Source organism: Streptococcus sp. WB01_FAA12 (assembly GCF_012843315.1).
Lineage (GTDB): Bacteria > Bacillota > Bacilli > Lactobacillales > Streptococcaceae > Streptococcus.
Genome location: NZ_JABAEX010000006.1, coordinates 32,369 through 57,476, shown reverse-complemented (window position 1 = coordinate 57,476; position 25,108 = coordinate 32,369). Strand labels below are relative to the sequence as shown.

The 25,108-nt window shown below is 41.9% G+C and carries 24 protein-coding genes; 9 read left to right on the top strand and 15 right to left on the bottom strand.

Features of this window, described 5'->3' with window-relative positions:
• Positions 1-166: 166 nt before the first annotated feature.
• Entirely contained in the window at positions 167-1,201 is a 1,035-nt protein-coding gene (locus tag HF881_RS07560; protein WP_169447008.1) for a S66 peptidase family protein, read from the top strand.
• A 105-nt stretch (positions 1,202-1,306) separates the two neighbouring features.
• Entirely contained in the window at positions 1,307-1,570 is a 264-nt protein-coding gene (locus HF881_RS07555; RefSeq protein WP_000166112.1) for a SemiSWEET family transporter, read from the top strand.
• A gap of 83 nt (positions 1,571-1,653) precedes the next feature.
• On the opposite strand, the gene HF881_RS07550 is transcribed toward HF881_RS07555, so the two are convergent.
• Entirely contained in the window at positions 1,654-2,217 is a 564-nt protein-coding gene (locus tag HF881_RS07550; protein WP_093586100.1) for a DNA-3-methyladenine glycosylase I, read from the bottom strand.
• Positions 2,218-2,226: 9 nt separating this feature from the next.
• On the bottom strand, positions 2,227-2,820 hold the full coding sequence (gene ruvA, locus HF881_RS07545; RefSeq protein WP_169447007.1) for a Holliday junction branch migration protein RuvA: 594 nt from the start codon (positions 2,818-2,820) through the stop codon (positions 2,227-2,229).
• A 158-nt stretch (positions 2,821-2,978) separates the two neighbouring features.
• On the opposite strand from ruvA, the gene HF881_RS07540 reads away from it, so the two are divergent.
• Positions 2,979-3,476 (top strand): helix-turn-helix transcriptional regulator, encoded by a 498-nt coding sequence (locus tag HF881_RS07540; RefSeq protein ID WP_093586104.1) that lies wholly within the window; start codon positions 2,979-2,981, stop codon positions 3,474-3,476.
• 150 nt (positions 3,477-3,626) lie between these two features.
• Here the strand turns inward: HF881_RS07540 and mutL are convergent, their stop codons facing one another.
• A complete protein-coding gene (mutL, locus tag HF881_RS07535; protein WP_093586106.1) occupies positions 3,627-5,576 on the bottom strand; it encodes a DNA mismatch repair endonuclease MutL in 1,950 nt (649 codons plus the stop codon).
• A 208-nt stretch (positions 5,577-5,784) separates the two neighbouring features.
• Between mutL and HF881_RS07530 the strand changes: the two genes are divergently transcribed.
• Complete coding sequence (locus tag HF881_RS07530; protein WP_093586108.1) at positions 5,785-6,225, top strand: LytTR family DNA-binding domain-containing protein; 441 nt, start codon at positions 5,785-5,787, stop codon at positions 6,223-6,225.
• Complete coding sequence (locus HF881_RS07525) at positions 6,222-6,680, top strand: DUF3021 domain-containing protein (RefSeq protein ID WP_093586110.1); 459 nt, start codon at positions 6,222-6,224, stop codon at positions 6,678-6,680. Before HF881_RS07530 ends, HF881_RS07525 begins: the two co-directional genes overlap by 4 nt.
• Before the next feature lie 42 nt (positions 6,681-6,722).
• On the opposite strand, the gene mutS is transcribed toward HF881_RS07525, so the two are convergent.
• Positions 6,723-9,257: a DNA mismatch repair protein MutS gene (mutS, locus tag HF881_RS07520; RefSeq protein WP_093586112.1), complete on the bottom strand. Its 2,535-nt coding sequence runs from the start codon at positions 9,255-9,257 to the stop codon at positions 6,723-6,725.
• Between the two features lie 50 nt (positions 9,258-9,307).
• Positions 9,308-9,754, bottom strand: coding sequence for an arginine repressor (gene argR, locus HF881_RS07515; RefSeq protein ID WP_061418468.1), 447 nt, complete (start codon positions 9,752-9,754; stop codon positions 9,308-9,310).
• 147 nt (positions 9,755-9,901) lie between these two features.
• Here argR and argS point away from each other — a divergent pair, with 147 nt between their 5' ends.
• The 3 genes from argS to HF881_RS07500 all read left to right on the top strand — a co-directional run bounded on the left by argS (position 9,902) and on the right by HF881_RS07500 (position 13,739).
• Entirely contained in the window at positions 9,902-11,590 is a 1,689-nt protein-coding gene (gene argS / locus HF881_RS07510) for an arginine--tRNA ligase (RefSeq protein ID WP_169447005.1), read from the top strand.
• A 443-nt stretch (positions 11,591-12,033) separates the two neighbouring features.
• On the top strand, positions 12,034-12,279 hold the full coding sequence (locus HF881_RS07505; protein WP_000084853.1) for a hypothetical protein: 246 nt from the start codon (positions 12,034-12,036) through the stop codon (positions 12,277-12,279).
• Between the two features lie 197 nt (positions 12,280-12,476).
• Positions 12,477-13,739: an NRAMP family divalent metal transporter gene (locus HF881_RS07500; RefSeq protein ID WP_169447003.1), complete on the top strand. Its 1,263-nt coding sequence runs from the start codon at positions 12,477-12,479 to the stop codon at positions 13,737-13,739.
• An 84-nt stretch (positions 13,740-13,823) separates the two neighbouring features.
• Here HF881_RS07500 and nrdI read toward each other — a convergent pair whose 3' ends face one another.
• The 5 genes from nrdI to HF881_RS07475 form a co-directional block, all read right to left on the bottom strand.
• Positions 13,824-14,294, bottom strand: coding sequence for a class Ib ribonucleoside-diphosphate reductase assembly flavoprotein NrdI (nrdI, locus tag HF881_RS07495; RefSeq protein WP_169447001.1), 471 nt, complete (start codon positions 14,292-14,294; stop codon positions 13,824-13,826).
• Positions 14,295-14,371: 77 nt separating this feature from the next.
• A complete protein-coding gene (locus HF881_RS07490; protein ID WP_084975960.1) occupies positions 14,372-14,905 on the bottom strand; it encodes an ABC transporter permease in 534 nt (177 codons plus the stop codon).
• A gap of 60 nt (positions 14,906-14,965) precedes the next feature.
• A complete protein-coding gene (locus tag HF881_RS07485) occupies positions 14,966-16,252 on the bottom strand; it encodes a response regulator transcription factor (RefSeq protein WP_169446999.1) in 1,287 nt (428 codons plus the stop codon).
• A 12-nt stretch (positions 16,253-16,264) separates the two neighbouring features.
• Positions 16,265-17,935: a sensor histidine kinase gene (locus tag HF881_RS07480; RefSeq protein WP_169446997.1), complete on the bottom strand. Its 1,671-nt coding sequence runs from the start codon at positions 17,933-17,935 to the stop codon at positions 16,265-16,267.
• Positions 17,913-18,527, bottom strand: coding sequence for a DUF624 domain-containing protein (locus tag HF881_RS07475; protein WP_000514455.1), 615 nt, complete (start codon positions 18,525-18,527; stop codon positions 17,913-17,915). Before HF881_RS07475 ends, HF881_RS07480 begins: the two co-directional genes overlap by 23 nt.
• A 133-nt stretch (positions 18,528-18,660) precedes the next feature.
• On the opposite strand from HF881_RS07475, the gene HF881_RS07470 reads away from it, so the two are divergent.
• On the top strand, positions 18,661-19,215 hold the full coding sequence (locus HF881_RS07470) for an MptD family putative ECF transporter S component (protein ID WP_169446995.1): 555 nt from the start codon (positions 18,661-18,663) through the stop codon (positions 19,213-19,215).
• A gap of 188 nt (positions 19,216-19,403) precedes the next feature.
• On the opposite strand, the gene dltD is transcribed toward HF881_RS07470, so the two are convergent.
• The 5 genes from dltD to HF881_RS07445 form a co-directional block, all read right to left on the bottom strand.
• Positions 19,404-20,576 carry a D-alanyl-lipoteichoic acid biosynthesis protein DltD gene (gene dltD / locus HF881_RS07465; RefSeq protein ID WP_169446993.1) on the bottom strand — a complete coding sequence of 391 codons (1,173 nt, stop codon included), beginning with the start codon at positions 20,574-20,576 and terminating at the stop codon, positions 19,404-19,406.
• A gap of 47 nt (positions 20,577-20,623) precedes the next feature.
• Positions 20,624-21,778, bottom strand: a complete 1,155-nt coding sequence (dltB, locus tag HF881_RS07460; RefSeq protein WP_169446991.1) for a D-alanyl-lipoteichoic acid biosynthesis protein DltB — start codon at positions 21,776-21,778, stop codon at positions 20,624-20,626.
• Between the two features lie 171 nt (positions 21,779-21,949).
• Positions 21,950-22,642, bottom strand: a complete 693-nt coding sequence (locus tag HF881_RS07455) for a methionine ABC transporter permease (RefSeq protein ID WP_169446989.1) — start codon at positions 22,640-22,642, stop codon at positions 21,950-21,952.
• Position 22,643: 1 nt separating this feature from the next.
• Positions 22,644-23,705 carry a methionine ABC transporter ATP-binding protein gene (locus tag HF881_RS07450; RefSeq protein WP_125394962.1) on the bottom strand — a complete coding sequence of 354 codons (1,062 nt, stop codon included), beginning with the start codon at positions 23,703-23,705 and terminating at the stop codon, positions 22,644-22,646.
• Complete coding sequence (locus HF881_RS07445) at positions 23,698-25,071, bottom strand: M20/M25/M40 family metallo-hydrolase (protein WP_169446987.1); 1,374 nt, start codon at positions 25,069-25,071, stop codon at positions 23,698-23,700. Before HF881_RS07445 ends, HF881_RS07450 begins: the two co-directional genes overlap by 8 nt.
• Positions 25,072-25,108: the final 37 nt, after the last annotated feature.

Here is a 25,108-nt window from a genome sequence, read left to right as displayed (position 1 = left end):
TCATATCTAGTAAGGTTACAGATTAGAAAAACGAAAAGCAACTGCACCAGTGGTTGCTTTTCACTTGCTTTCTTGAGATTCAATAGAACTTCTGAGTCTCATTCTTGTAGTTTTCTCTCACCTTTTGTGATAAAATAGGCTCAATCAATTTCTAGGAGGATGAGATATGGTTTCTACTATTGGTATCGTGAGCTTATCTAGTGGCATTATCGGGGAGGACTTTGTCAAACACGAAGTGGGCTTGGGTGTTCAACGTCTCAAGGATTTGGGACTCAATCCTGTCTTTTTGCCCCATTCGCTAAAGGGCTTGGACTTTATCAAGGACCATCCTGAAGCACGTGCAGAGGATTTGATGCAGGCATTTTCTGATGATAGCATCGACATGATCCTATGCGCCATCGGTGGGGATGATACCTATCGTTTGCTACCTTATCTTTTTGAAAACGATCAGCTTCAAAAGGTTATCAAGCCAAAGATTTTTCTTGGCTTCTCGTATACAACCATGAACCACCTTATGTTGCATAAACTAGGGGTCAAGACTTTTTACGGGCAATCCTTTCTAGCAGACATTTGTGAATTAGACAAGGAGATGTTACCCTATAGCTTCCGCTACTTTAAAGAATTGATTGAGACTGGAAGAACCTCAGAAATCCGTCCTAGCGACGTTTGGTATGAGGAACGGACTGATTTTAGTCCCAAGGCCCTGGGAACAGCTCGTATCAGTCATGTAAATACAGGTTTTGACTTGTTACAAGGAAATGCCCAGTTTGAGGGGGAAATTCTCGGCGGTTGCCTTGAGTCTCTCTATGATATCTTTGACAACTCTCGATACGCAGATAGCACGGAGCTCTGCCAAAAATACAAACTTTTTCCTGACTTATCCGACTGGCAAGGAAAGATTCTCTTGTTAGAAACAAGCGAAGAAAAGCCTGATCCGGAGGACTTCAAAAAGATGTTGCAGGCTTTGAAAGAAACTGGGGTATTTGAGGTCATCAGTGGACTCTTGGTCGGAAAGCCAATGGATGAAACCTCCTATGACGAGTATAAGGAAACGCTATTGGATGTAGTTGACAGCAGTGTCCCGATTGTCTATAATCTGAATGTCGGCCACGCAACTCCAAGAGCCATTGTTCCCTTTGGCGTTCACGCTTATGTGGATGCACAGGAGCAAGTCATTCGCTTTGACTATAACAAAAAATAAACAATTTCTCCATTTTTGTGCTTTGGTATTGATTTTCGTTACAATTTGTGTCTGAATTTATTGCATTTTGCTTATTTCTATGATATCCTTTTGAAGGAGGTGTATATGACTAAACAAAAAATAAATCAAATTGTCGGTTCAATCGGGGCTTTTATCGGGATTATTGTATTTATCGCCTACATCCCACAAATTTTTGCCAATTTACAAGGCAACAAAGCTCAACCATTCCAGCCTTTATCCGCAGCAGTATCTTGTTTAATTTGGGTTATTTATGGATGGACAAAAGAGCCTAAGAAGGATTGGATACTAATTATTCCAAACTCAGCTGGCGTTGTCTTAGGTGGACTGACATTTCTTACTGCACTATAAAAATTACTAGCATATAATCAAAAAGCTGAGAGGAATTTCTCAGCTTTTTTCTATATTCTCAGATAGTTAGACGCTTGCACTCACTAATTTCCGTTTTTCCACTCACAATCATTCTCGTGGTCGTCAATCAGACCTGCCGCTTGTAAAAAAGCTAAAACTGCGACTGGACCTGTGAATTTGAATCCTTTTTTTTTGAGATCTTGAGATAACTTTTCAGACAAGGCTGTTTTAGCAGGTGCTAGGTGATAGTCAGGAACATCATTGATGATGGTTTGTCCATCTACAAAAGACCAGAGGTAAGCATCAAAGGAACCGTAGGTTTTCTGGACTTGTAAAAATGCTTGGGCGTTGGCGCGTGTTGCAAAGAGCTTGGCACGATTTCGGATGATGGCTGGATTATCTAACAAGGCTTCCAACTCCTCATCTGTCATCTCAGAGATACATTGGGCTTGATAGTTGTAAAAGACTTCTCGGAAAGCTTGGCGCTTGTTTAGCACCGTTTCCCAAGACAGACCAGCCTGATAAGTCTCCATACAGAGCAGTTCAAAAAGAGCGCGGTCATCATGAAGGGGTTGACCCCACTCTTCGTCATGATAGGCTATATACAGAGGGTTGTTCATTTTAACCCAACCACAGCGTTTTGGCATCTTATTCTCCTATTTGACCAACATCTTAAGAGCTGACTTGATATAGTTCTCAGCTGTATCCGTCGTTCCCTCAAAGAATCTCTTGATTTTCTTAAGCTCGGTTGCCTTGTAACCCAGTGCCAACATGGCTTCCATAGCTTCTTCCAGTTCTTGGTTTTCAGCGCTGGTTTGCACTGCCACCTTGGCAGGAAGATCATCACTAGCCACAACTACCTTCCCTTCCAAGTCCAGCACCATCTGTTGGGCTGTTTTCTTACCGATTTTAGGGAACTTAGTCAAGTAGGTGATGTTCTTGGTTTCGATGGCTTGAACCAAGCCAGCATTGTCATCGGCTGCGATGATAGCAAGAGCTGACACAGGACCAATCCCTGAGACCGAGATCAGACTAAGAAAGAGTTTCTTCTCATCTTCTGATCGAAAACCATAGAGCAGATGGGCATCTTCACGGACAACTTGATGCACATAAGTTTGAGTTTCTTGATTAACCTGACCTGAGTAGGCATAGGGATTGGCTACATGCAAGATATAACCGATACCATTTGCCTCTAGGACAATGTATTTAGCAGTGATTTTGGTAATGATTCCTTTTAGATATTCGTACATAATTTTTCTCCATTATTTTGCCTATCTAGTATACCATATTTCCCCAAGACAGACTGCAACAAAAGGCGCAACCTCTGGTTGACAAATAGTACAGGAGATTGTATTCTCATTATAAGTAAAAATTGTTAGGATAGAGGTAGAAAAAGGAGGATAGAATCATGAAACTCGCAGAAAAACTATTTGAGCTCAGAAAGGAAAAAGGTTGGTCCCAAGAAAAACTAGCAGAACAAATCAATGTTTCTCGGCAAAGCATCTCCAAATGGGAGTCTGGACAAGTCTTTCCTGAAATCGAAAAAATCATTGAATTAAGTAAGATTTTTCAAGTGACAACTGACTATCTACTATTAGATGAAAACTCTGAAAAAGCTTCCACAGCAGTGATCTTGGAGGAAGACAAGGACAACTACTATAAAGAGGTTAAATCCTTTGGCCTCTGGCAAGTGATTTATATTTTCGTTTTGGCTCTGGCCATCTATCTCTTTTTAGCTGGTTCTAGTTTCCCAGCTGAATTCACCGCCTGGATCTGGCTGACCTTCGTTCTCTTAATCGCTTCTGCAATTGCTATCAACAAGGCTCTCAAAACCAAACAACGTTATCTTGATAAGGTGATTGGTCTTGAGAATCCTTTAGACCAAGACGACTCTACGAAACCTTGAGTCAATTGATTCATATTTTTCAGTACTTTTATAGGACTGGTCTTGTCAAGCAAGTGTAAACCTCGTGTCAAGTTTCCCATGTTCAGTCAAAGTACCTCCTTAGAAAAGCTAAAAAGCCTTGTTCAAAAGGAACAAAGGCTTTTTGTGTTCTTAATATTTCCCCAACTCACGAAGACTAGTATGATTTTCCTGAATACGTCGGAACATCTTTTCCATATCCGACTTGGTGAAATGCACCAAAACAGGACGTCCATGAGGACAGTTATAAGGATTGTCACATTGAGAGAGCTGATAGAGAAGCTGTCTGGCTGAGTGGTCATCGATACGATGGTTGGCCTTGATAGACCGCTTGCAGGACATCATGATAGCCAACTCTGCTCGGTATTTCTTGATCGAAACTTCCTTGGTCAAGAGCAGCATGTCGCACATTTCATAGATACCTGACTCAATCTCTTCTTCTGCCATCCATATGGGATGTTCGCGTAGGATAAATTGATTTTCTCCGTACTCTGCTAGGAAGACGCCCACCTCCTCTAAGAGAGGCATTCTTTCCCTGAGACGAAGGGCATCATCCGCTGGGAATTCAAAGATGTAGGGCACTAGGAGTTGCTGCTGACTCTGGTCAACATTGCCAATACTTTCTCGGTATTCCTCATACTTGACCCGTTCCTGAGCCGCATGCTGGTCTATGATATAGAGGCCATCTCGCCCTTGGGCAAAGAGATAAGTTCCATGCATCTGCCCGAAAAACTCCAACTCTGGGAAGTTTGATGATTCTTCTCGCTCCAGCTTATCATAGGCCTTATCAAGACTAGCTAGATCTAACTCTGGATGATCTAGTTGGTCGTAGTTAGCAGGCTTTCTCTCTGCAAAATGCAGTTTTGCGGGCTTGGTCAACTGGTCCAAGGTTTCCTTGGCAAATAAGGTCAAATCTTTCCCTTCCTCAGTTAATTCAACCTGATGATCAGCCACCTCAGCTTGACTGGGTTTTGAGAGTTCTGTTTTTTCATAGTAGAGCGTATTTTCTTTGAGTGGGAGAATGGTCTGCTCTACCTTTTGACGATTGCGCACGGTCGACTTGGCAAGATTTTCTAAAGCATCAGGTATCAAGGCTTGTTCCTTGAGACTGTTAGAAATAGCCTCTGAAAGCAGCGCCATCAGTTCTTTTTCCTTAGAAATTCGCACTTCTTGTTTGGTTGGATGCACATTGACATCAGCCAGATAAGGATCGATATGGATGTGAATGACAGCCAGTGGAAAGCGCCCTACCATGAGTTTGCTTCCGTAACCGTCAAGGATAGCGCGATTGAGCAAGAAGTTCTTGATATAACGGCCATTGATAAAGAGGCTGATATAGTTGCGGTTGGCTCGGGTTAACTCAGGCAAAGACACAAAACCTGTAATTTCAAAATCTAGATCCGAATTCTCAATGGCAATCATCTTCTTAGCACTCGCCAAACCGTAAATCCCTGCAATAGCTTGACGCAGTTGACCAGTCCCTGCTGTCCGTGTCATTTCCTTGCCATCACTAATCAAGCTAAAAGAAATCTCAGGATGGGCCAACCCCAGACGGTTGACAATATCAATGATATGAGACAACTCCGCCTGCTGGCTCTTCATATACTTGAGGCGGGCTGGTGTATTGAAAAAGAGGTCCTCCACACAAACCTTGGTCCCCACAGGACTAGTCGCTGGGATGATTTCTTCAACTTCTCCTCCACGCGCAACGATCTTGGTCCCATGACTCTCACCATCCACCGCTGTCAACAGAGTCAATACACTGACAGAAGCGATAGAGGGCAAGGCTTCACCACGAAAACCAAGCGTCCGAATCCGAAAGAGGTCTGCTTGATTTTTTATCTTACTGGTCGCATGGCGACGGAGAGCCAATTCCACCTCATCGTGGGCAATTCCATGACCATTATCGGTGATTTGAATTTTCTTAAGACCAGCTTCCTCAATCTCAATGATAATCTGGCTAGAACCGGCGTCAATAGCATTTTCTACCAACTCTTTGACCACACTAGCAGGACGTTCAATAACCTCCCCTGCTGCAATCTGGTTTGCCAGCACCTCTGGCAATTCAATAATATGAGACATCTTTCAGCCCCTTTCTGTATCTATTTTCCTAGAAATTGATTAGTGCTATTATACCATATTTCAGATACTATCAGAAAAAGCAAATACCACATAGACTCCAAATCCCGCCGCATAGGCAAAAGCTCTTGCCATGGGCCCTAAAATAGTGTTTAATAAAGGTGTACAAGAAGTGATCACAATTTTGTATGAAATATAAGGAGAGAAATTTATGAAAGTAGAACTACAGATTAAGGAGACTTACAAGGAAGAAAAGCTGATTGTCCAAGCACCTCAGCCAACCGAAAAAGTCCAGAAAGTCATCGAGTTCGCTGAAAATCTTGACCAAAAAGAAACAATCAAAGGTAAGATTGATGATCAGGTCTATCTAGTTGAAATTGGCAAGATTCAGCGCTTCTATATCGAGAATCGAAAGGTTCTAGCAGAAACTGCCAGTCAGATCTACAGCATTGATTTGCGACTCTATCAAGTGCTTGAAATTCTACCGACAACTTTTATCCAAATTTCCCAATCTGAAATCGTCAATATCGACTCCATCTCTCATCTCAGGCTCACGCCCAATGGTCTGGTTGAAATTTTCTTGAAAAACGAAAGTTTCACCTACTCTTCACGCCGTTACCTAAAAACCATCAAGGAGAAATTAGAACTATGAAAAAACAAATCTTTCACGATGCAGCCACTGGTGTTCTTATCGGCCTCATCCTCTCTATCCTCTTTTCACTCATTTATGCACCAAATACCTATGCCCCACTGAGCCCCGAGTCTCTGATTGGCCAAGCGATGGTTCAACATCAGGTTCACGGTGCCCTGGTCTTACTCTACTGCACGATTATCTGGTCAGCTATCGGCGTTCTCTTTAGCTTTGGCAGTCGCTTATTCAGCCGTGACTGGAGCCTTCTCCGTGCGACGCTTTCCCATTTCTTCCTCATGCTGGCTGGCTTTGCCCCACTAGCAACTCTGGCTGGTTGGTTTCCCTTCCACTGGACCTTCTATCTCCAGCTCATTCCAGAGTTTGCGATTGTCTACCTCATCATCTGGGCTATTCTCTATAAAAGAGAGGCAAAAAAAGTAGACCATATCAATCAACTCTTGGCCCATAAAAAGTAATAGAGAAAAATCCCACTCACAAATGCATGAGTGGGGGTCTTTTTATAATTTTTGCTTGAACTCGACTAAGACATTCATAGCCTGCATAGGCGTCATGTTGTAAACATCCAGTTCAGCTAATTCTGCTAGGATAGGATGCTCTTCAGGCGTATCAAAGAGTGACATCTGTTCAGTGATGGCGCTAGTTTGCCTCATCGGAACTGGACTTTCTTGCCCCTGACTCTCCAGTTGCGTTAAAATCTTATCCGCTCTTGCTAAAAGTTCTGCTGGTAAGCCAGCAATCTTAGCAACATGGATACCGTAAGATTTGTCAGCTGGTCCTGGTTCAATCTTGTGAAGGAAGGTGACTTGTCCATCCTGCTCCAAGGTTGCCACGTGGACATTGATCAAGTGTTCCAAGCTAGACTCCAGACTGGTCAACTCATGGTAGTGGGTCGCAAAGAGGGTCTTGGCTCCGATATGTTCATGAATGTATTCAATGATGGACTGGGCAAGAGCCATCCCATCATAAGTTGCAGTTCCACGTCCCAATTCATCAAAGAGAATCAAGGAATTCTTGGTTGCATGCGAAATGGCATTGTTGGCCTCCATCATCTCTACCATGAAGGTTGATTGCCCTGAAACCAAGTCATCTGCTGCTCCAATGCGGGTAAAAATAGCATCAAAAATCGGCAAATGAGCGCTCTCAGCCGGAACATAAGAACCCAGCTGAGCCATAACCGCCGTCATAGCTAGCTGGCGCATGTAGGTAGACTTCCCGCTCATATTGGGCCCTGTAATCAATTGAATGCTGGTATCTTCTGACATCTGAATACTGTTTGGAATATAGGTCTGAGCTCCCATGACCTTTTCAACGACCGCATGGCGTCCTTTCTGGATAGCGATTTGGGAATCCTCTCCAAACTCAGGCCGAATCAAATGCTGGGTTTCAGCCACAACTGCGAGACTTTGCAAGACATCAACCGTCGCAATTCCTTGGGCTAAAGCCTGCAATCGCTGGATGTACTTGCTGACTTCCTCACGGATGCGCATAAAGATTTCATACTCTAGGTCGGCTGACTTCTCACGCGCCTCCAACATATCCCCCTCGATACGGGCTAATTCCTCAGTACCAAAGCGTTCTGAGTTTTTCAGCGTCGCCTTGCGGAAAAAGTGGGCTGGCACATTTCCCAGTTGCGAATTGGTCACATGGAAATAGTAACCATCCTTTTTATTGTAGTCAATCTTGAGCGTGCTGATGCCAGAGTTTTCTCTCTCCTTAGCCTCAATCTCAGCAATCCATCCAGTCCCTTCTCTGAGCACTAGGCGGTATTTATCCAAGGTCTCATCAAATCCCGTACGGATAATGCCACCCTCCGTAATCACATGAGGAGCTTCAGGAGCAATCGCTGCGCTAATCAAGCTCTCCAACTCAGGGATTCCATCCAACTGTGTGATGAGATAGGCCAGAGCAGGCTGCTCCATGCCTTCTAAAATCGCACGAATCCGTGGCACACTAGACAAGGTGGTCGCTAACTGCAAGAGATCCTTGGGATTGGTCTTGCCAAAAGAAACCCGACTAGCCAAGCGTTCGATATCATAAACACCTTTGAGACTGTCTGTCAAATCACTGCGCTCAAAGAAGTGGTCAAGAAAGACCTGCACCACCTCTTGACGCTGGACGATTCGCTCCTTATCAATCAAAGGGCGATGAATCCAAGAACGCAAGAGGCGCATACCCATAGCTGTTTTGGTTTCATCCAAAAGCCAGAAAAGACTGCCTTGCTTCTTGCCTGAACGGGCATTCTCAACCAAATCCAGACTAGCCTTGGTCGCATAGTCCATCTGTAAGAAATCTTTGATTTCATAGCGAATAACGGGTTTGAGATGGTTCAATTCCCGCATCTGGGTCCGATGAACATACTGGAGCAACTTACTAGCTGCCGCTTGCTCCACAGTTGCTAAACGTGAATCCAGTAAATGAATATCCTCAAAGCCTTCTTTCTCGTAGGAAAGTACCAGATTCATCTGACGACTGAGGATTTGTTCTTCTTCCTCAGACAAGTCATAACCCAGTACCACTTCACGAGCCTTGAGGTTACGGATTTCCCCACAAACCAGCGTAAAATCCAATAGACCCGTCACATAAAAGTCACCAGTCACCAGATCCATATAGGCTAGGCCAAATTGATTGCCATCACGATCTATGGCAACCAAGAAATTGTTCTGACTATCAGGCTTACTGCTATCGACTACTGTACCAGGTGTGATGACTTGAACCACCTCTCGCTTAACAACCCCAACTGCTTGTTTAGGATCTTCCATCTGCTCGGCAATGGCCACCTTATAGCCCTGCTCAATCAAAACATCAATATACTGCTGGGCAGAATGATAGGGGACGCCCGCCATGGGTATCGGATTTTCTGCATTTTTATTACGACTGGTCAGTGAAATCTCTAAAATCTGCGCCGCATTGACCGCATCTTCATAAAACAGCTCATAAAAATCACCCATCCGAAAGAGCAAAAAAGCATCTGGATATTGCTTTTTTATATCCACATACTGCTGCATACCAGGTGATAGTTTTTCTGTCGTCATATTGGCTCTCTCCTTGTCAAAAATAAGGCTTGGGAACAAGTCCCAAAACCCTATTCATCCTTCATCAAATCTAGCAAACGCTCTTCCATGAGCTTGGCAACATGCTGGTCTCGACAAATAACCAGTAAGGTATTGGCTCCCGCAACTGTTCCTAAAATCGCCTCGTCCTTATTTTCATCAACAATATTTGCTAAGACAGCTGCTTCTCCCAGCTTGGTATGAAGTACCAAAGTAAACTCTGCTCTCGCAACCCCTTCTAGGTGATGCGACAAAAACTCTACCAAATCAATCTTTTCTGTTTCATTCGCTAGCACATAATACACCATACCATTTTTCTTAACCTTGATCAAGCCGATCTCGCGCAGGTCGCGAGACAAGGTCGTTTGCGTCACAAAGACATTCCGAACTTCTAGGCGATCTTGGATATCCTTTTGTGTAGCTAGTTTTTCCTCAGTGATCATCTTTTTAATCAACTGGTGTCGTTCTTTTTTTCTCATATCAACCTCTTACATGAATATTTATAACCGATTTCGGGTTTATTTTTAGATATAATTATACCAAAAAAACTGAATAATTCAAAAAAATCTTTCTTCTTTCACTAAATTTATGATAAAATAGAATAAAAGTCCAAAAGGAGCCTACTTATGAGTACAAAAAAACTGATTGCTAGTGAATTGGCTAGCGTCATTGATAGCCTGGATCAAGAGGCTATTTTCAATTTATTAGAACAACCAAAAAACTCTGACATGGGAGATATCGCTTTTCCTGCTTTCTCACTTGCAAAAGTCGAACGCAAAGCCCCTCAAATGATTGCTGCTGAAATCGCTGAAAAAATCAACAGCCAAGCCTTTGAAAAAGTTGTTGCAACTGGCCCTTACGTCAACTTCTTCCTTGATAAATCTGCCATTTCTGGAGCAGTTATCAAAGAGATCATCGAAAAAGGATCTGACTACGCTCAACAAACGGAAGGCAAAGAGCAAAATATCACGATTGACCTATCAAGTCCAAACATCGCAAAACCTTTCTCAGTAGGTCACTTACGTTCAACTGTTATCGGAGATGCTCTTTCTAATATCTTTAAGAAAATGGGCTACAACACTATTAAAATCAACCACCTTGGAGACTGGGGTAAACAGTTTGGTCTTCTCATGGTTGCTTATAAAAAATGGGGAAGTAAGGAAGCCGTCGAAGCTAATCCGATTGACGAATTGTTGAAATTGTACGTTCGCATCAATGCTGAAATCGAAAATGACCCAGCTCTTGATGATGAAGGACGTCTCTGGTTTAAAAAATTGGAAGATGGCGATCCAGAAGCAACTCAACTTTGGCAATGGTTCCGTGATGAAAGTTTGGTTGAGTTCAACCGCATTTACAAACTATTAAACGTTGAATTTGACAGCTTAAACGGGGAGGCCTTCTATAATGACAAGATGGACGAGGCCGTGCAAATCCTTGAAGAAAAAGGCTTGCTAGAAGAATCACGCGGAGCTAGCATTGTTAACCTCGATGATGTTGAACTTCCACCTGCTATGATTAAGAAATCTGACGGTGCAACCCTCTACATCACACGTGATATTGCGACAGCTATCTACCGTGCACGTACTTACAATTTTGTTAAAAATATCTACGCAGTTGGTCAAGAACAATCCAACCACTTTAAACAGTTGAAAGCTGTCTTGAAGAAAATGGGATTTGCTTGGAGTGACGATATGGTTCACGTGGACTTCGGTCTTGTAACCAAAAATCGCCAAAAGCTCTCTACTCGTAAAGGAAACATCATCCTGCTTGAACCAACTCTCCAAGAAGCCATCACTCGTGCTAAAGCTCAAATTGAAGCGAAAAATCCTGACCTCGAAAACAAGGATCAAATCGCCCAAGCTGTTGGGGTTGGAGCTGTCAAATTCTACGATCTGAAGACTGACCGTCGAAATGGTTATGACTTTGATTTGGAAGCAATGGTTTCCTTTGAAGGTGAGACTGGTCCATATATCCAATACGCTTACGCACGTATTCAGTCTCTACTTAGAAAAGCAGACTTCCAACCAAATGCTCAAGCAAGTTACAGTCTAAATGATGCTGAAAGCTGGGAAATTATCAAACTTCTCCAAGACTTTGCCCGTGTCATCAAACGCGCATCTGTTAACTATGATCCGTCGCTAATCGCTAAATACGCAATCAGCTTGGCTCAAGCTTTCAACAAATACTATGCCCACACTCGTATCCTGGATGAAAGTCCAGAGCGCGACAGTCGCCTAGCCCTCAGCTACGCAACAGCTGTTGTTCTCAAAGAAGCCCTTCGTTTGCTTGGAGTAGAAGCACCAGAGAGGATGTAAATCGCCAAAGTTACTTGATTGCAAAGCAATCTAAGTAACTAACGCCAAATCCTATACGGACTTTGGCTTGGCGCTTCACTAGTAAAGAAACATAAATAAGATCGATTTATGTTTCTTTACGTCGTAACTTGAGATACGTGTCTAAACGCTTCACTAATGCATCCCAACAAATAATAGCGATTGGTTTAGACGCATGTCCCAATCACTCAAATAACTTAATCATAAAGCAATCTAAGTAACTAACACCAAATCCTATACGGACTTTGGCTTGGCGCTTCACTAGTCTTCATTTCAACTGGACGGACTTTTCAGTTAAAGGTCAAGACCGTCTTGTTTTATCTGTCGGATACCTGTTCCGCTAGTCTAATCACTTAGTTGAAAAGCGAAAATTTCTTTCGCTTTTCTTATACCATCAACTTTTTTATCAAACCAGGAGAGATTTTATGAGCCAGTATGCTTATATCTTAGTTCTTATCAGTCTTGTCGTTCTTTTTCTCATCAATAAATACGAAAAAGAAAAACTTCAACAACTCCTTCAGGAACAGCTTCTGAAGGACGAAGCTTTCAAAACAGACATACGCGAAAGGATCCAAACAACGGAAAATATCAATGATGTGATTGACTACATCAATAAGGGTTACCGTTTGGGACTCCTGCTTTCTAAGGAAATCACTGAGCAACTGAAATAAGGGAATCCGAGAAGCTTTCTTCTCGGATTTTTTACTCCCATCAATACCATTTCCTTGTGATAATCATATCTTTCATATGATTTTTCTGAAATTTTCTAAATTTTTCAAAAATTATCTTGCATTTCCTTTAAGATTTTTGTAGAATAGTAGCTATCTATTCAGATTATTCTGAAAATTCAAAAATAGGAGTGTTTATTATGTCACAAGTTACGTTATCAAACCAGTCAACCTGGGCAAGCAAACTAAAGGCAATGGGGCCAGGAATCCTAATGGCTTCTGCTGCCGTTGGAGGTTCTCACATTGTATCCTCTACTCAAGCTGGTGGTTCTTATGGTTGGTCACTACTCCTCTTGGTTATCTTGGCCAATGTTTTTAAATATCCATTTTTCCGTTTTGGTGCCGAATATACTGCCGACACTGGCAAAACCTTGGTGGAAGGCTATGCTGAAAAAGGAAAACTCTATCTCTGGATTTTCTTTATCCTCAATGTCTTTTCAGCTATGGTCAACACAGCTGGTGTTGCCATTCTGTGCTCAGCTATCATCGCCAGTGCCTTCCCAATGATCGGTCTTAGCATCACTCAATGGTCCCTCATCCTTGTTGCGGTCATTTGGGCTATGTTACTCTTTGGTGGCTACAAACTATTGGACGGTATGGCAAAATGGATTATGTCTGCTTTGACCATTGCAACAGTTCTTGCAGTTATCATTGCAGCAATTAAGCATCCTGAATACAGCTCTGATTTTGTCGAAAAGACACCTTGGCAAATGGCGGCGCTCCCTTTCATCGTTTCCCTCTTAGGATGGATGCCTGCCCCTATTGAAATTTCAGCCATCAACTCACTCTGGTCTGCTGAAAAGAAAAAGACCGTCAACTTTAATACAGCGGACGCTCTTTTCGACTTTAACGTTGGTTACATTGGAACTGCTATCCTAGCTGTATTCTTCGTGGCACTAGGAGCACTTATTCAATATCCTACAGGACAGGCAGTTGAAGCCGCTTCAGCCAAATACATCTCTCAATTCGTGGGTATGTATGCCTCTGTTCTTGGAGAATGGTCTCGTTATTTGATCACCTTTATCGCCTTTCTTTGTATCTTTGGAACGGTCATCACCGTTATCGATGGCTATTCACGTGTCAATCAGGCATCCCTTCAACTCTTGGCAAATCAAAAAGAGGATAATCGTAAATCTTTGAACATCTGGATGACCATCACAGCTATCATTGGTATCGTCATCATCAAGTTCTTTGCCGGTCAAGTTTCAACCATGCTCCGCTTTGCCATGATTGGATCTTTTCTTACAACACCATTCTTTGCCCTTTTGAACTATGTCTTGGTCACAGGTGAAAATAAAAATCTTCCTTCTTGGTTGAAACTCCTCGCCATTGCAGGATTGATCTTCCTCTTTGGATTTGCGATCTTCTTTATCTATGCACTTGCCATCGGAAAAGCAGGTTAGTTCACAAAGCAGCACCCTCGTCTGGGTGCTTTTTTCTGCATTCAAAAGGCAGTTGAGAAAATCCAACTGCCTACTTGAACGATTCTAACTTTCTGAACCCAATCCATATAAGTCCGCGATAATCGTTGCGACTTTTTTAATATCTCCCAGCATACCACGCATTTCAAAGTCTGCTAGGACCGGGAAGCCAAAGCGCTGGCTGTACTGCTTGGCAGTCAGACAGTACTGGTTATTAAAATTGCGATTACCAGAGCCCACTACACCAAAACACTTACTGGCATTGTCTCCATAGGCGATAAAATCACCCACTGGAGTCGTTAAAATCTCAACATCGCCGTTATCGACACCATTTCCACCTTCTAAATAAGTTGGTAAAAAGGCGACATAAGGGTGATCCATCTCAAAGAATTCTTGACCTTCCTTGACCAGATCCTTGATATGGATTTTTTCAACCTCAATCCCTTCGTACTGAGACAGGAGATAGTCCTTGAGTCGGGTTACAAAACTCTCTGTATTCCCACTCAAACTGATATACACTAAGGATATTTTTTTCATTTTGACCTCGATTTTTATGTTTACGATATAAAAAGAACTAACAAGATTGTAACTTGATAGTTCCCTTTTGTCAATACTTAGGCAGCTTCTTCTGCTTCAACTTCCTCAGCCAAATCTTTTTGTTGACGCCACATCTTGTAAAAGACAATAGCAAGGAAGAGGACATTGATAACAACAAATAAAATCGTTGTTCCCTTTCCAAGGACTTCTGTTCCTAGTCGCAAAGTTTCATCACGGATGGCTTGTACAGCATCTTGCATACCCATATAAGTATAAATCGAACCAACAATGGCAAGCAAAACATAAGCAATGTAAGCATAATTTGCATATTGCAAATGATTACGAACCAAGAGTACAATACCTGCGACTACTAAAATCGCAGATAAAATAATCAAAACGATGTTAACAGTCGAATGCGATAATTCAGCTGTCTTATGTAGATAATTAATCGTATCCTCCAGCTGCTGAGCGCTAATGCCTTGTACTTGTGCTTGACTGGCACCTAGTGCTTCTTTACTAGGTACTGGACTTAGTATTCCAAACAAGGACATAGCTGAAATCAATGCTGATAGGACTAATAAAACCCAAAGATAAATAGGTTTCTTTTTCATAAATTTTCCTCCTTAAGGTATTTTGGACATTATAGCATTTTTTGCACGTAAATACAAGTTTTACAGGGAACTTTCGACTTGTTTGCGGTAAGCTTTTGGTGATTTTCCGCACAATTTACGGAAAACCTTGTAGAAATATCCAACATTGCTGTAACCAACAGCATAGCAAACATCTTCAATACTATCATTGGTTGAAAGCAAGAGCTGTTGCGCTGCCTTAATCCGCTGTTTGTTGAGCAATTCTGCGAAGGTTGAGTTGGTTTCTCGCTTGATTAACTGACCGAGGTAGACAGGATTGATAAAGAGATCCTTGCTGATATCCTTAAGCGAGAGCTCTTTCTGATAATCACGTCCGATGACTTCAAGAACACTCACCACATTTTCATTCATGCGGTACTGGCCAAAAAACTTAGTCAAGGTTTCTTTGATGTAGGCAACCAATTCTTTAAAGGAGTTAATAGCATGGATGGCTTTGACAATCTCGGTCATATCATCCGCTTTTAGATGCTCAAACAAGTGGAAGACATCCATGACAAACTGAGTAAAGAGTTGTTTGGTGATAGCCACGCGCGGGGTATTCTCCAAAACAACCTTCTCTAGCAAGGTTAATTCTTCGATGATTTGATTGATATTTCCTTGGATAATCACGCGATAAATCGGTTCGTAATAAGCAAATAAACTCTCGGATTTTTCTAGATTAACTGAACCGTAGAAGAGGGCTTTTTCAGCGTTGATCTTCCATTTTTCAAAGGCTTGTTGGTAGGGTGCTCCAAAAGGCGTTACTACGATTCCATCTAGTGGTTGATCAGAGATAAAAATCTGCCAGTCTTGACCTAAAACATAGTAAGGAATAGTGAAAGATCCTTGTTTTTCCTTTGAAAGGCCTATCCACCAGCTGTCTTTACCCGCTAAGAAGTTGGTAAATCCCTCTTCATCCAATTCTTGGCTGAGAGTTTGGCTTTGCTCCACCTTTTCCTGAAGCTGTCTCGCAATTTTTTCTAATAGATGACTCAACTCCACCTTATCCACTGGCTTCACTAGATAATCCACGACACTAAGGTTCATTGCTTTCTTGACATAGTCAAACTCCTGATAGCCCGACAGCAAGATATAATAGGTATCTGGAAGCAGCTCCTTCATTTCCTTAATCATCTCAAGCCCTGTCTTATCTGGCATATTGACATCGGAAATGATCACATCTACTGGATTTTCCTTGACATAGTCTAAAGCATCATCAGCATGATTGGCTGTTGCGACGACTTGCATATCCCATTTTTCAAAGGGGATTAATCGCTTGAGCCCCTCTGTCACCATATACTCATCGTCTACTAATAAAACTTTATACATTTCCCTTCCTTTCTATTCATTTTGAATAGTAATACGGTAACGAACACCTTCTTGCTCAGCTGACTCTACACTGATTTGGTAACGATCCCCAAAATAGAGGACAAAGCGTTCGTGTACATTGACTATTCCAATTGATTGTCGCTCTCCGCTATAGCTTGCCTCGTGCTCAAAACTTCTCTGAGTTAGTTTTTCTTGCAAGCTAGCTAGTTTCTCAGCAGTCATCCCGCGACCATTGTCTACCACTAGGATTTCAACAAATCCCTCACCCTTCAAGACCTTGATGCTGATTACATTGTCTGTTCGACGGTGGTCAATACCGTGGGCAAAGTAGTTTTCGACCAATGGTTGGAGCGTAAACTTGGGAATCTTCATATTTTCTAATTCTGGCGCAATCTTAAAACCATAGGCAACTGACTTTGGATAACGCACCATACAGAGATAGCTGTATTTGCGACAAAATTCTAATTCTTGCTTCAGCGTCGTTTCCCGCTCGTCGGAGATATTATTGCGTAGTAAACTGCTAAATTCATAGATAATATCCGCCAGTTCATCTTGGCTTTCCATGACGGCATACATGCGCAGAAACTCTAAGGTATTGTACATAAAGTGAGGATTGATTTGAGCTTGCAGGGCTCGCATATTGGCATCTTTCTGACTTAGCTCTAGCTGATAAATATCGTGGATATTCTTTTCCAGGCGATCCAACATATCATTGGTGGTTTCTGCAATGAGAAGCAACTCTTGGTCTTTTTTAGAGGTATCGATCCGAAGTCCCTCTTCTCCTTGGGCAATAACCTGGATAGACTCCACCAAGTCCACAACCTGCCTTTGGTAATTGGAGAAGGTCTGCCTCAAAGTGGTATATAAGATAATGATAAAGAGAACACTCAAACCAACAATGACAGCGGAACTAGTTAAAGTCCCAGTAAGAACAAAATTCTTGGGAACTGCTGATTGGACTTGATAGCCATGTGATGTCAAACCAACAATCCAATTTTCCCGTTCAGCTACTACATTTTCCCCTATATGAAACAATTCAGTATCAAAAGGGGAAGTGATCGTCACGGCCACAGGAATCAGACCGCGAGTATTATCAATTGCTTGGTAAAGTACATCCTGCGATAAAGAAATGTAGATAACACCTAGCGACTGATCGGAGTTAGGATCAAGTACTGGTATGGCAAAACTATTGGCTGCTGGTTTGAAATCCTCAGCAAGAATTTTCTCCCCGCTACGTTTCTCTCTAGTAGAAACGTAGACTTCCTTGTAGTCTTGCAAAACAATTGCAACACCTGTCACAAAGTCATTTCTTACATACAAATCATCAATGTTTTCATACAAGGATACTGAGACATAGGGAGACGCTTTACGTTGCAACAGCCAGTAAAAATAATCCGATGTACTGAGACTAAAATACTTGTAAATCCCTTCAATCCGTGCTCGATTTTCAACCAGTTCCTGCGCTAGCTGAGTCGACTCTCTGTGGTAATATTCAATCTCACTCACTGTCCGAGTCGTTACACGTTGAGCTACTCGCTGGGCTTCTTTTTCACGGGAACTCCAGTCAGCATAGGAGAGCATGACCGCAAAACTTGCAATGATGACAATCATCACCAAGGTATAGATGCGCAAGAGCGAGTGGAGCCAGAACGGCTTCATTTTATTTTGTCGCCAATTTTTCATGGATACTTTCATATACAGGTTCCAACATATCACTGATAAAGAAATGCCACATCCCAATTCCTACGAAGGAAAGCAAGGCGGGCATATAGTAACCAATTCCTACAAGCATGACCGTACCAAATAAAACCTTGGCAATTGCCGGCAAATTCATAAAAATTCCGATAAGAGCGAGTTTTACAGTATTTCGATAAGAGAGCTCATAGTGAACTTGGAGTTTCAATGAAACGGTATAAGCCAAAAAAACAAAGGCAACAACAAGGATATTGAGAAAGGTTGCCAAGAGATGGAAGATAGTCTGATGGGGCAATTGAACCAAAAGGTACAAACCATAGACTAAGACCAGATCTACAAGTACAAAACTATAGAAAGCTAGGTTGCTCTTGACAAAGTTACTCTTATACAATTCCCAAGCTTCTTTCAAACTATAAGCTCGATAAGTATAACCGTGCTCCGCATATAAACTCATAAGAGTTGCACTAGCTGGTGCCAAACCAAAGACCACACCTCCTGCTAGTGTCAATAACCAGAAAAAAGCCGTCGCAATCATTCCTAAAAAGAAACGATTAAAGACGAATTCTAGAAACTTTCCCATGATATCCTCCTTAAAACAACTATGTAACTATTATATCATATTTCAAACGTTTTCAAAAACATAGAGCACCCATTTACAATCCTCTAAAAGCGTGATACAATTGATTTTGACAGTTTTATATAAGGAGATTCTCATGAAGAAAAATATCTTAACTACCCTCTTAGCCGTCGTCCTCTACTTCCTCTGTCTAGGAATCGGAGTAGTACTTGGACACTTGGTGGATTCAACGGGCAATATGTTCTATGCGCCTGCCTTTTCTGCCCTTGTCGGGGGTAGCGTCTACATGTTTCTTTTGGCAAAGGTTCCTCGTTTTGGAGCGATTACCACTCTCGGACTCTTTATGGCTCTCTTTTTTCTAGCTAGTAAACACGGCGCTGGTGCCTTTCTACCGGCTATCACTTGCGGTCTTGCAGCAGATGCCATCGCTCGTCTCGGCAACTACAGAGATCGAATCAAAAACACCCTCTCCTTCCTCGTCTTTGCTTTTAGTACAAGTGGCCCTATCTTCCTCATGTGGATCCGTCCCAAAGCTTACGTGGCTACCTTACTCGCGCGTGGAAAATCCCAAGAATACATTGACCGTATCATGGTCGCTCCAGAGTGGGACAAAATCCTTCTCTTTGTTTCAAGTATCCTCCTTGGTGCCTTGATGGGTGCTGTGGTTGGGCAATTTCTAAGTCAAAAATAGCCGATAAACTATAAGGTAAAAGCCCTGAAGACTAGCAATGCCTATTTCCAGGGCCTTTTTGTATACAATCTTAGAATTCACTATAGATAAATTCTTGAATGTTGGAAAAATCGGTCACAAAACAGTAAATCACGATGCTCAAGATAACCGTATAGAAAAATAGTGTCCACAAGATTAAACGATGTGTGTTAGTTAGCTTGGTTTGCAAATTTGTAAAGTTCTTTTTCAACTTCCATCCATCCTTTCACTCCAACGTGCATCACGTCAAATAAAAAGTAATCATCATACTCTCTGTTTCCATAGTTTAGTACCGTTGCACCATGGCTTTTTGCGACATCTTCTATTTTTTTATAAGTTTTTTCCCGCATCTCTCTTGAGACACCAGTGTAGTCATTCCATTTCCCGTTTACTGGGAAAATAATAACCTCAACTTCAATGCCCAATTCTTTAGCAACTGTCAAGAAGAGTTCCATATCTGAATATTCAGGTGACTCTAGGTAGCTCAAATCTTTATTGGAATCTTTTAGCGATGCATAGCGATCTTTTAAGTAAGTATTGTAGTAGTTATTATCAACAGCATAGTCATTATTGTCTGTTTTCTTTTTGACCTCTTCCACAAACTGATCCGTCATTTTCTCCCAATCATAGTCTGGGGTTTTATCTCCTAGTGAAGGATAATCTGATTTAGCATGTTTTTGATAAAAAGTCTGTTTGAGCTTAAAGGAATACATCGCGTTCTCAAACTCTAATAGTTTTTTATCAACAATAGTTCCTTTTCCATCTATGAAATAACTTTTGTATTTTTTGTAGATGTCATTTTGTTGCTTGTTCCCCTTGGTAATCTCGATAATGCGATTGATTAGTTTTTCTTTCGTTTCTTTACTAATCTTATCATTATCTAGCATGTGGAAAATATGTTCCTGAGAAGCCTTGTTCAAAAAGGCATCTTGATGGGTCCCATCTTTTTCAAACCACTGAACCGACTCTACTATAGCTACTTTTCGCTTACTCATAGATCCTTCAATAGAGCCCAAGGTCGTAGCCTGAATGATGTTTTGAGAATAACTGGTCCCAATCTGCATGATATTAAAATCGTTGTAGTTAAAAATTTTATTTGGATGATAGTCTTCATTTATCGTTGCAACCAACTCTGAGGAACCCATTAGAACCAGTGTATTGGGGGTGATATTGCTTGTTAGAATATCTCTACTTTTATACTTTTCATATGAGGTGCTATAACGAATACTGTTATCCTTGACTTTATAATAATCATCAATCTTCTTGACATACGTCACATTTAAAAGGGCAAGCGTCGCAATTACGAGCACAAGCGATAGTAAAAATGCTTTTAATTTAATCATCTCGTTTTATCCCATCCCTTCGATCCGTCTAATCTCTTTTCAATCTCTTATCTCTTTAAAATCGTCAGTAAGATTTTATAGGGTTCACCTGAAAAGATAAAGAAACCAACCATAACCAGATTCATGGTCACAAACCAACTTAGTAGCTTATACCAGTTTTTGTTTTTATTTTTCTTATAAAAATTGCTTTTCTTTTGATACACTTCAAATCCAGCCATCAAGATACCATGATAAAAACCATAGACAATGTAACTAACACTAAGACCATGCCAAAAACCCATGACCAACATATTGACCATATAGGCATAGGTTGCATTGTGTAGTCTATTTTTAAACCATTTTTTCCTGATAACCTGCATCAATACTCTTGAAAATACAAAATCTCTCAACCAAGTCGACAAGGTGATATGCCATCTGGTCCAAAAATCCTTGATATCGACACTCAAGAAAGGTTTGTTAAAGTTCATTGGTGTCTGAATACCTAAAATATTACTACTTCCAACGGCCATTAGACTATAGCCCGCAAAGTCGAAGAACAGATACAAGGTATAGAGGTACATATATTTAATTGAGTAAACGACTGTGCCAGTATTATTTAGAGTAAGTAACATCTGGTAAACATAGGTTGATAAAACAACCTTGTAAAGAAGGCCTAGAACGATACGATAAATACCGTCCCCAGCTAACTCTAGATACTCTTTCCGAGGCATGACCTCGTTTATCTCTTTTAAAAATCTCCTACTCCGATCAATCGGACCAGCACTAACTGTTGGGAAAAAGAGCAAAAACTGTAGATAATCTTTTACACTGATTTTTTCTTTGATCAAGCCATCCGATATTTCTAGCATGATCTGAATGGTCTTAAAGGACATATAGGAAATACCAATAAAGGCCAACAAATGCAGAGAAGTCAGGGCAAAGACTTTATTGATCACCAAAGGAAGAATGGAAAGGAAAACCAGTGGTTTCAGCCGCTTTGCTTCTATCCTCTGTGCTAGAAAAACTAGAAAATATTGGTAAACGACAAAAGCGAGCAAATAGACTATCATCGCTCGACTCTTGCCATAGATAGCTCCTGCGAATAAGAGGGAGAGCGCCAAAATATAGTAGTCCTTACGTTTTTCAAAAAAGTTTACCACAAAACCAATCAGTAAAACTATAAACAAGAGAAGGAAAAACTCATTCCCCTCGAAATAATTCATACCAGCCAAACTCCTTTTTCATTTTCTTATCTTGCTTCAGAACTTATCTTTCTAGTTTTTTCCTATCCTATCACTAGAGAGAATTAGCTTTATCTATTATACCATAATTTAAAAACTTTAAATGCCCCTGTTGGCAGCTTCCTAGAACAAAAAAGAGCCCTTCGGCTCTTTTTATTTATGACTTAATTTCTTGGTCAAGAAATCTCCCAAGAACTGAATCGTGAAGATAATCAAGATGATAATGATGGTTGCTAAAACTGTCACATCGTGATTGAAACGGTTAAATCCATAAGCAATGGCTACATTACCAATACCGCCAGCTCCGACCGCACCAGCCATAGCTGTTTCACCGACTAGTGAAATCAAGGTCACAGTCGTCACACGAATCAAATCTGGAAGACCTTCGGATAGGTATACCCCAACGATATCCCAGAATGTCGCTCCGCTAGCCTGAGCCGCCTCAATGACACCACCATCTAGCTCAGCCAAGACAACCTGCACCTGACGGGCAAAGAAGGCAAAGACTGCAAAAGAAAGTGGCACAAGGGCTGCATTTGGCCCGATACTAGTCTTGACGATCAAGTGAGAAAGTGGTGACAAGATAGCCAAAAGGATGATAAAGGGAACCGCACGGAAAATTGAGGTAATCTTATCTAAAATCCAGAAGACTACCTTATTTTCCAAGACACCACCTGGCGCTGTCAAGACGAGGAAAAGACCTGCCACCAGTCCCAAGAACCCTCCGATGATGAAGGAAAGAACTGTCATATAAAGAGTTAGGTAGATAGCCGTTCCCCAGCCGGCTTGACCAGCCCAGCCCATCTTGTAGACATTTGGTAAGTAAGTTTGAATCAACTCGGTCATTTTACTGTCCTCCCTTCAATACTTTTAGCTGTACGCCAGCCTGACGAATGGCTTCTTGAGCACCTGCTAGCGCTGCTTTTTCACCTGACAAGACCACAACCAATTCTCCAACAGGAGTGCCGTCGAGAATCTCGATATTTCCATAGAGGATATTAGCCGTTACTTGGTAATGTTTGTATAATTCATTCAAAAGTGGCTCGTCTGTCGAAGCCCCTGCATACTTGAGTTGGACCAAAAGGCTATTCGCAGACAAATGCTCCACAATTTCTTGCTTCTCAATCTTAACCATGGCTTCGTCAATACCTGTGGCAGTTGAGATGAAGTCTTGAGTCAAAGGTTGTTTAGGATCTGAGAAGATTTCAAGGACACTGCCTTCTTCAATCAAACGACCATCCTGCATAACTGCCACACGGTTGGCAATGTCTTTGACAATCTGCATTTCGTGTGTAATCAGGACAACTGTCAAGCCTAATTTTTGGTTCAAATCTTGCAACAAGGCCAAAATCTGCTTGGTTGTCTTAGGGTCGAGGGCAGACGTTGACTCGTCTGAAATCAAAATTTTCGGATCATTGGCCAAGGCACGCGCAATGGCCACACGCTGTTTTTGCCCTCCAGATAGTTGAGAAGGGTAGTTTTCAGCGCGGTCTGCAAGGCCAACCAAGTCTAACAACTTAGCTACTTTGGCCTTCTTTTCTTCCTTGCTGAGTCCAGAGTGTTTGAGGGCAAAGGCCACATTTTCCTCTGCTGTCTTTTGACTCATGAGGTTAAAATGCTGGAAAATCATCCCAATGTCTTGACGCTTACGGCGCAACTGCTCTGCAGTCAAGGTCACCTTGCCGTCAAAAATCACATCGTTATCAATGGTAATTTTCCCAGCAGATGGCTTTTGCAAGAGGTTAATCACCCGTACAAGGGTTGATTTCCCTGCTCCAGAATATCCAACGATTCCGTAGATATCCCCTTCTTGGATGTGAATGGTCACATCCTTGACCGCTGTGATGGTTCTCTTCTTTTGGTGAAAAGTCACATCGATCTGATCTAACTTAATAATATCTCTACTCATAGCTTCTAATCAGCTCCTCTACTAATTCAATATGGGTGTAGTAATCGGCGATTCGCACGTTTTCATCTCCACCGTGGTCTCGGCTATTGGCATTTCCTAGACCAAAGGCTACCATGGGTACCTCTAGGGCATCAAAGACCGTATGCATAGGCCCTGTACCTGCTGTTGTCGGTAAGACTGAAACGCCCTGTGGATAGAATTTCTTGGCCAACTCAATCACATTGAGAATGGCTGGCGCACTCATATCGCTTCGATAGCTCATCTCTCCCAAGGTATAGTATAATTCTACCTTATCAAAGCCATTTTTGTCTAGCTGTTTCCGAATTTTTTCCAGAACATCATGCGGTTCTAAGCCAGGAACCAAACGAACCTCTAGCTTTGCACTAGCTTCTGCTGGCAAAATAGTCTTAACCCCTTGCCCTTGATAACCTGACTGAATCCCTTCGATATTGAGAGCTGGTTCAAAAAAGAACCGTTTTAGAAAGGCTGCACGATCCTCTTGTAAGAGAGGCAATTCCAAGCCATAAATGCGACTGATTTCCTCAGGATTGCGTTGGGCGTAAGTATCCACCAAGGCCAATTCACGTTCATTTGGCTCTTGTACTTCTTCGTACAAACCTTCAACCAAGATACGACCATCTGCTGCACGCAGGCTACTTAAGGCCTGGATGAGATACCATGGTGCTGACTCCACAACTCCACCATAACTCGAGTGGATATCCACATCAGCACTTTTTACCTTAGCATCAAATGTCACAATCCCCTTGTTTCCGCCAGAGATTTCCAGCTGCTCCAAGGCGTTCTTTGTACCTTGTTCCCAGACTAGCAAGTCCGCCCCACGAAGTTTGTCTGCGTGTTTCTCTAAATACTTATCTAGATCCATGGAAGCAGACTCCTCTGCCCCTTCCATGATAAAGCTAATATTGACAGGTAGGTCATCATGGTGTTGCATGTATTTTCTCAAAGCACTCAAACGAGCCGTGATATGCCCCTTGTCGTCGTCAACTCCACGCCCATACATAAAGCCATTGCGCACAGAAAGGGTAAAAGGATCCTCTGTCCACACCTGGTCACCATCCGCTGGCACGGTGTCATAGTGGTTATAGAAGATCAAGGTCTTAGCATCTGGACGCGAACTCTTGAAATGCGCCATGACAAAGGGAGCCGTATAAGTCTCATCAATCTCTACTTCAGCCCCTACGCGCTTGAAAATCTCACCCAGATAGTTTGCGACTTCCTTAAGTCCAACCTGCTGGGCAAAGACTGATTTCTTGGAAATTAAGGTGCGCAAGACTTCAAAATAATGTTGAGCTACATGATCCTTTTCAAATTTTTCAATCTGTTCTTGTTCACTAGGAAAAACCATATTCTCTCTACCTTTCTATGAACGTATAGTCTTCTTT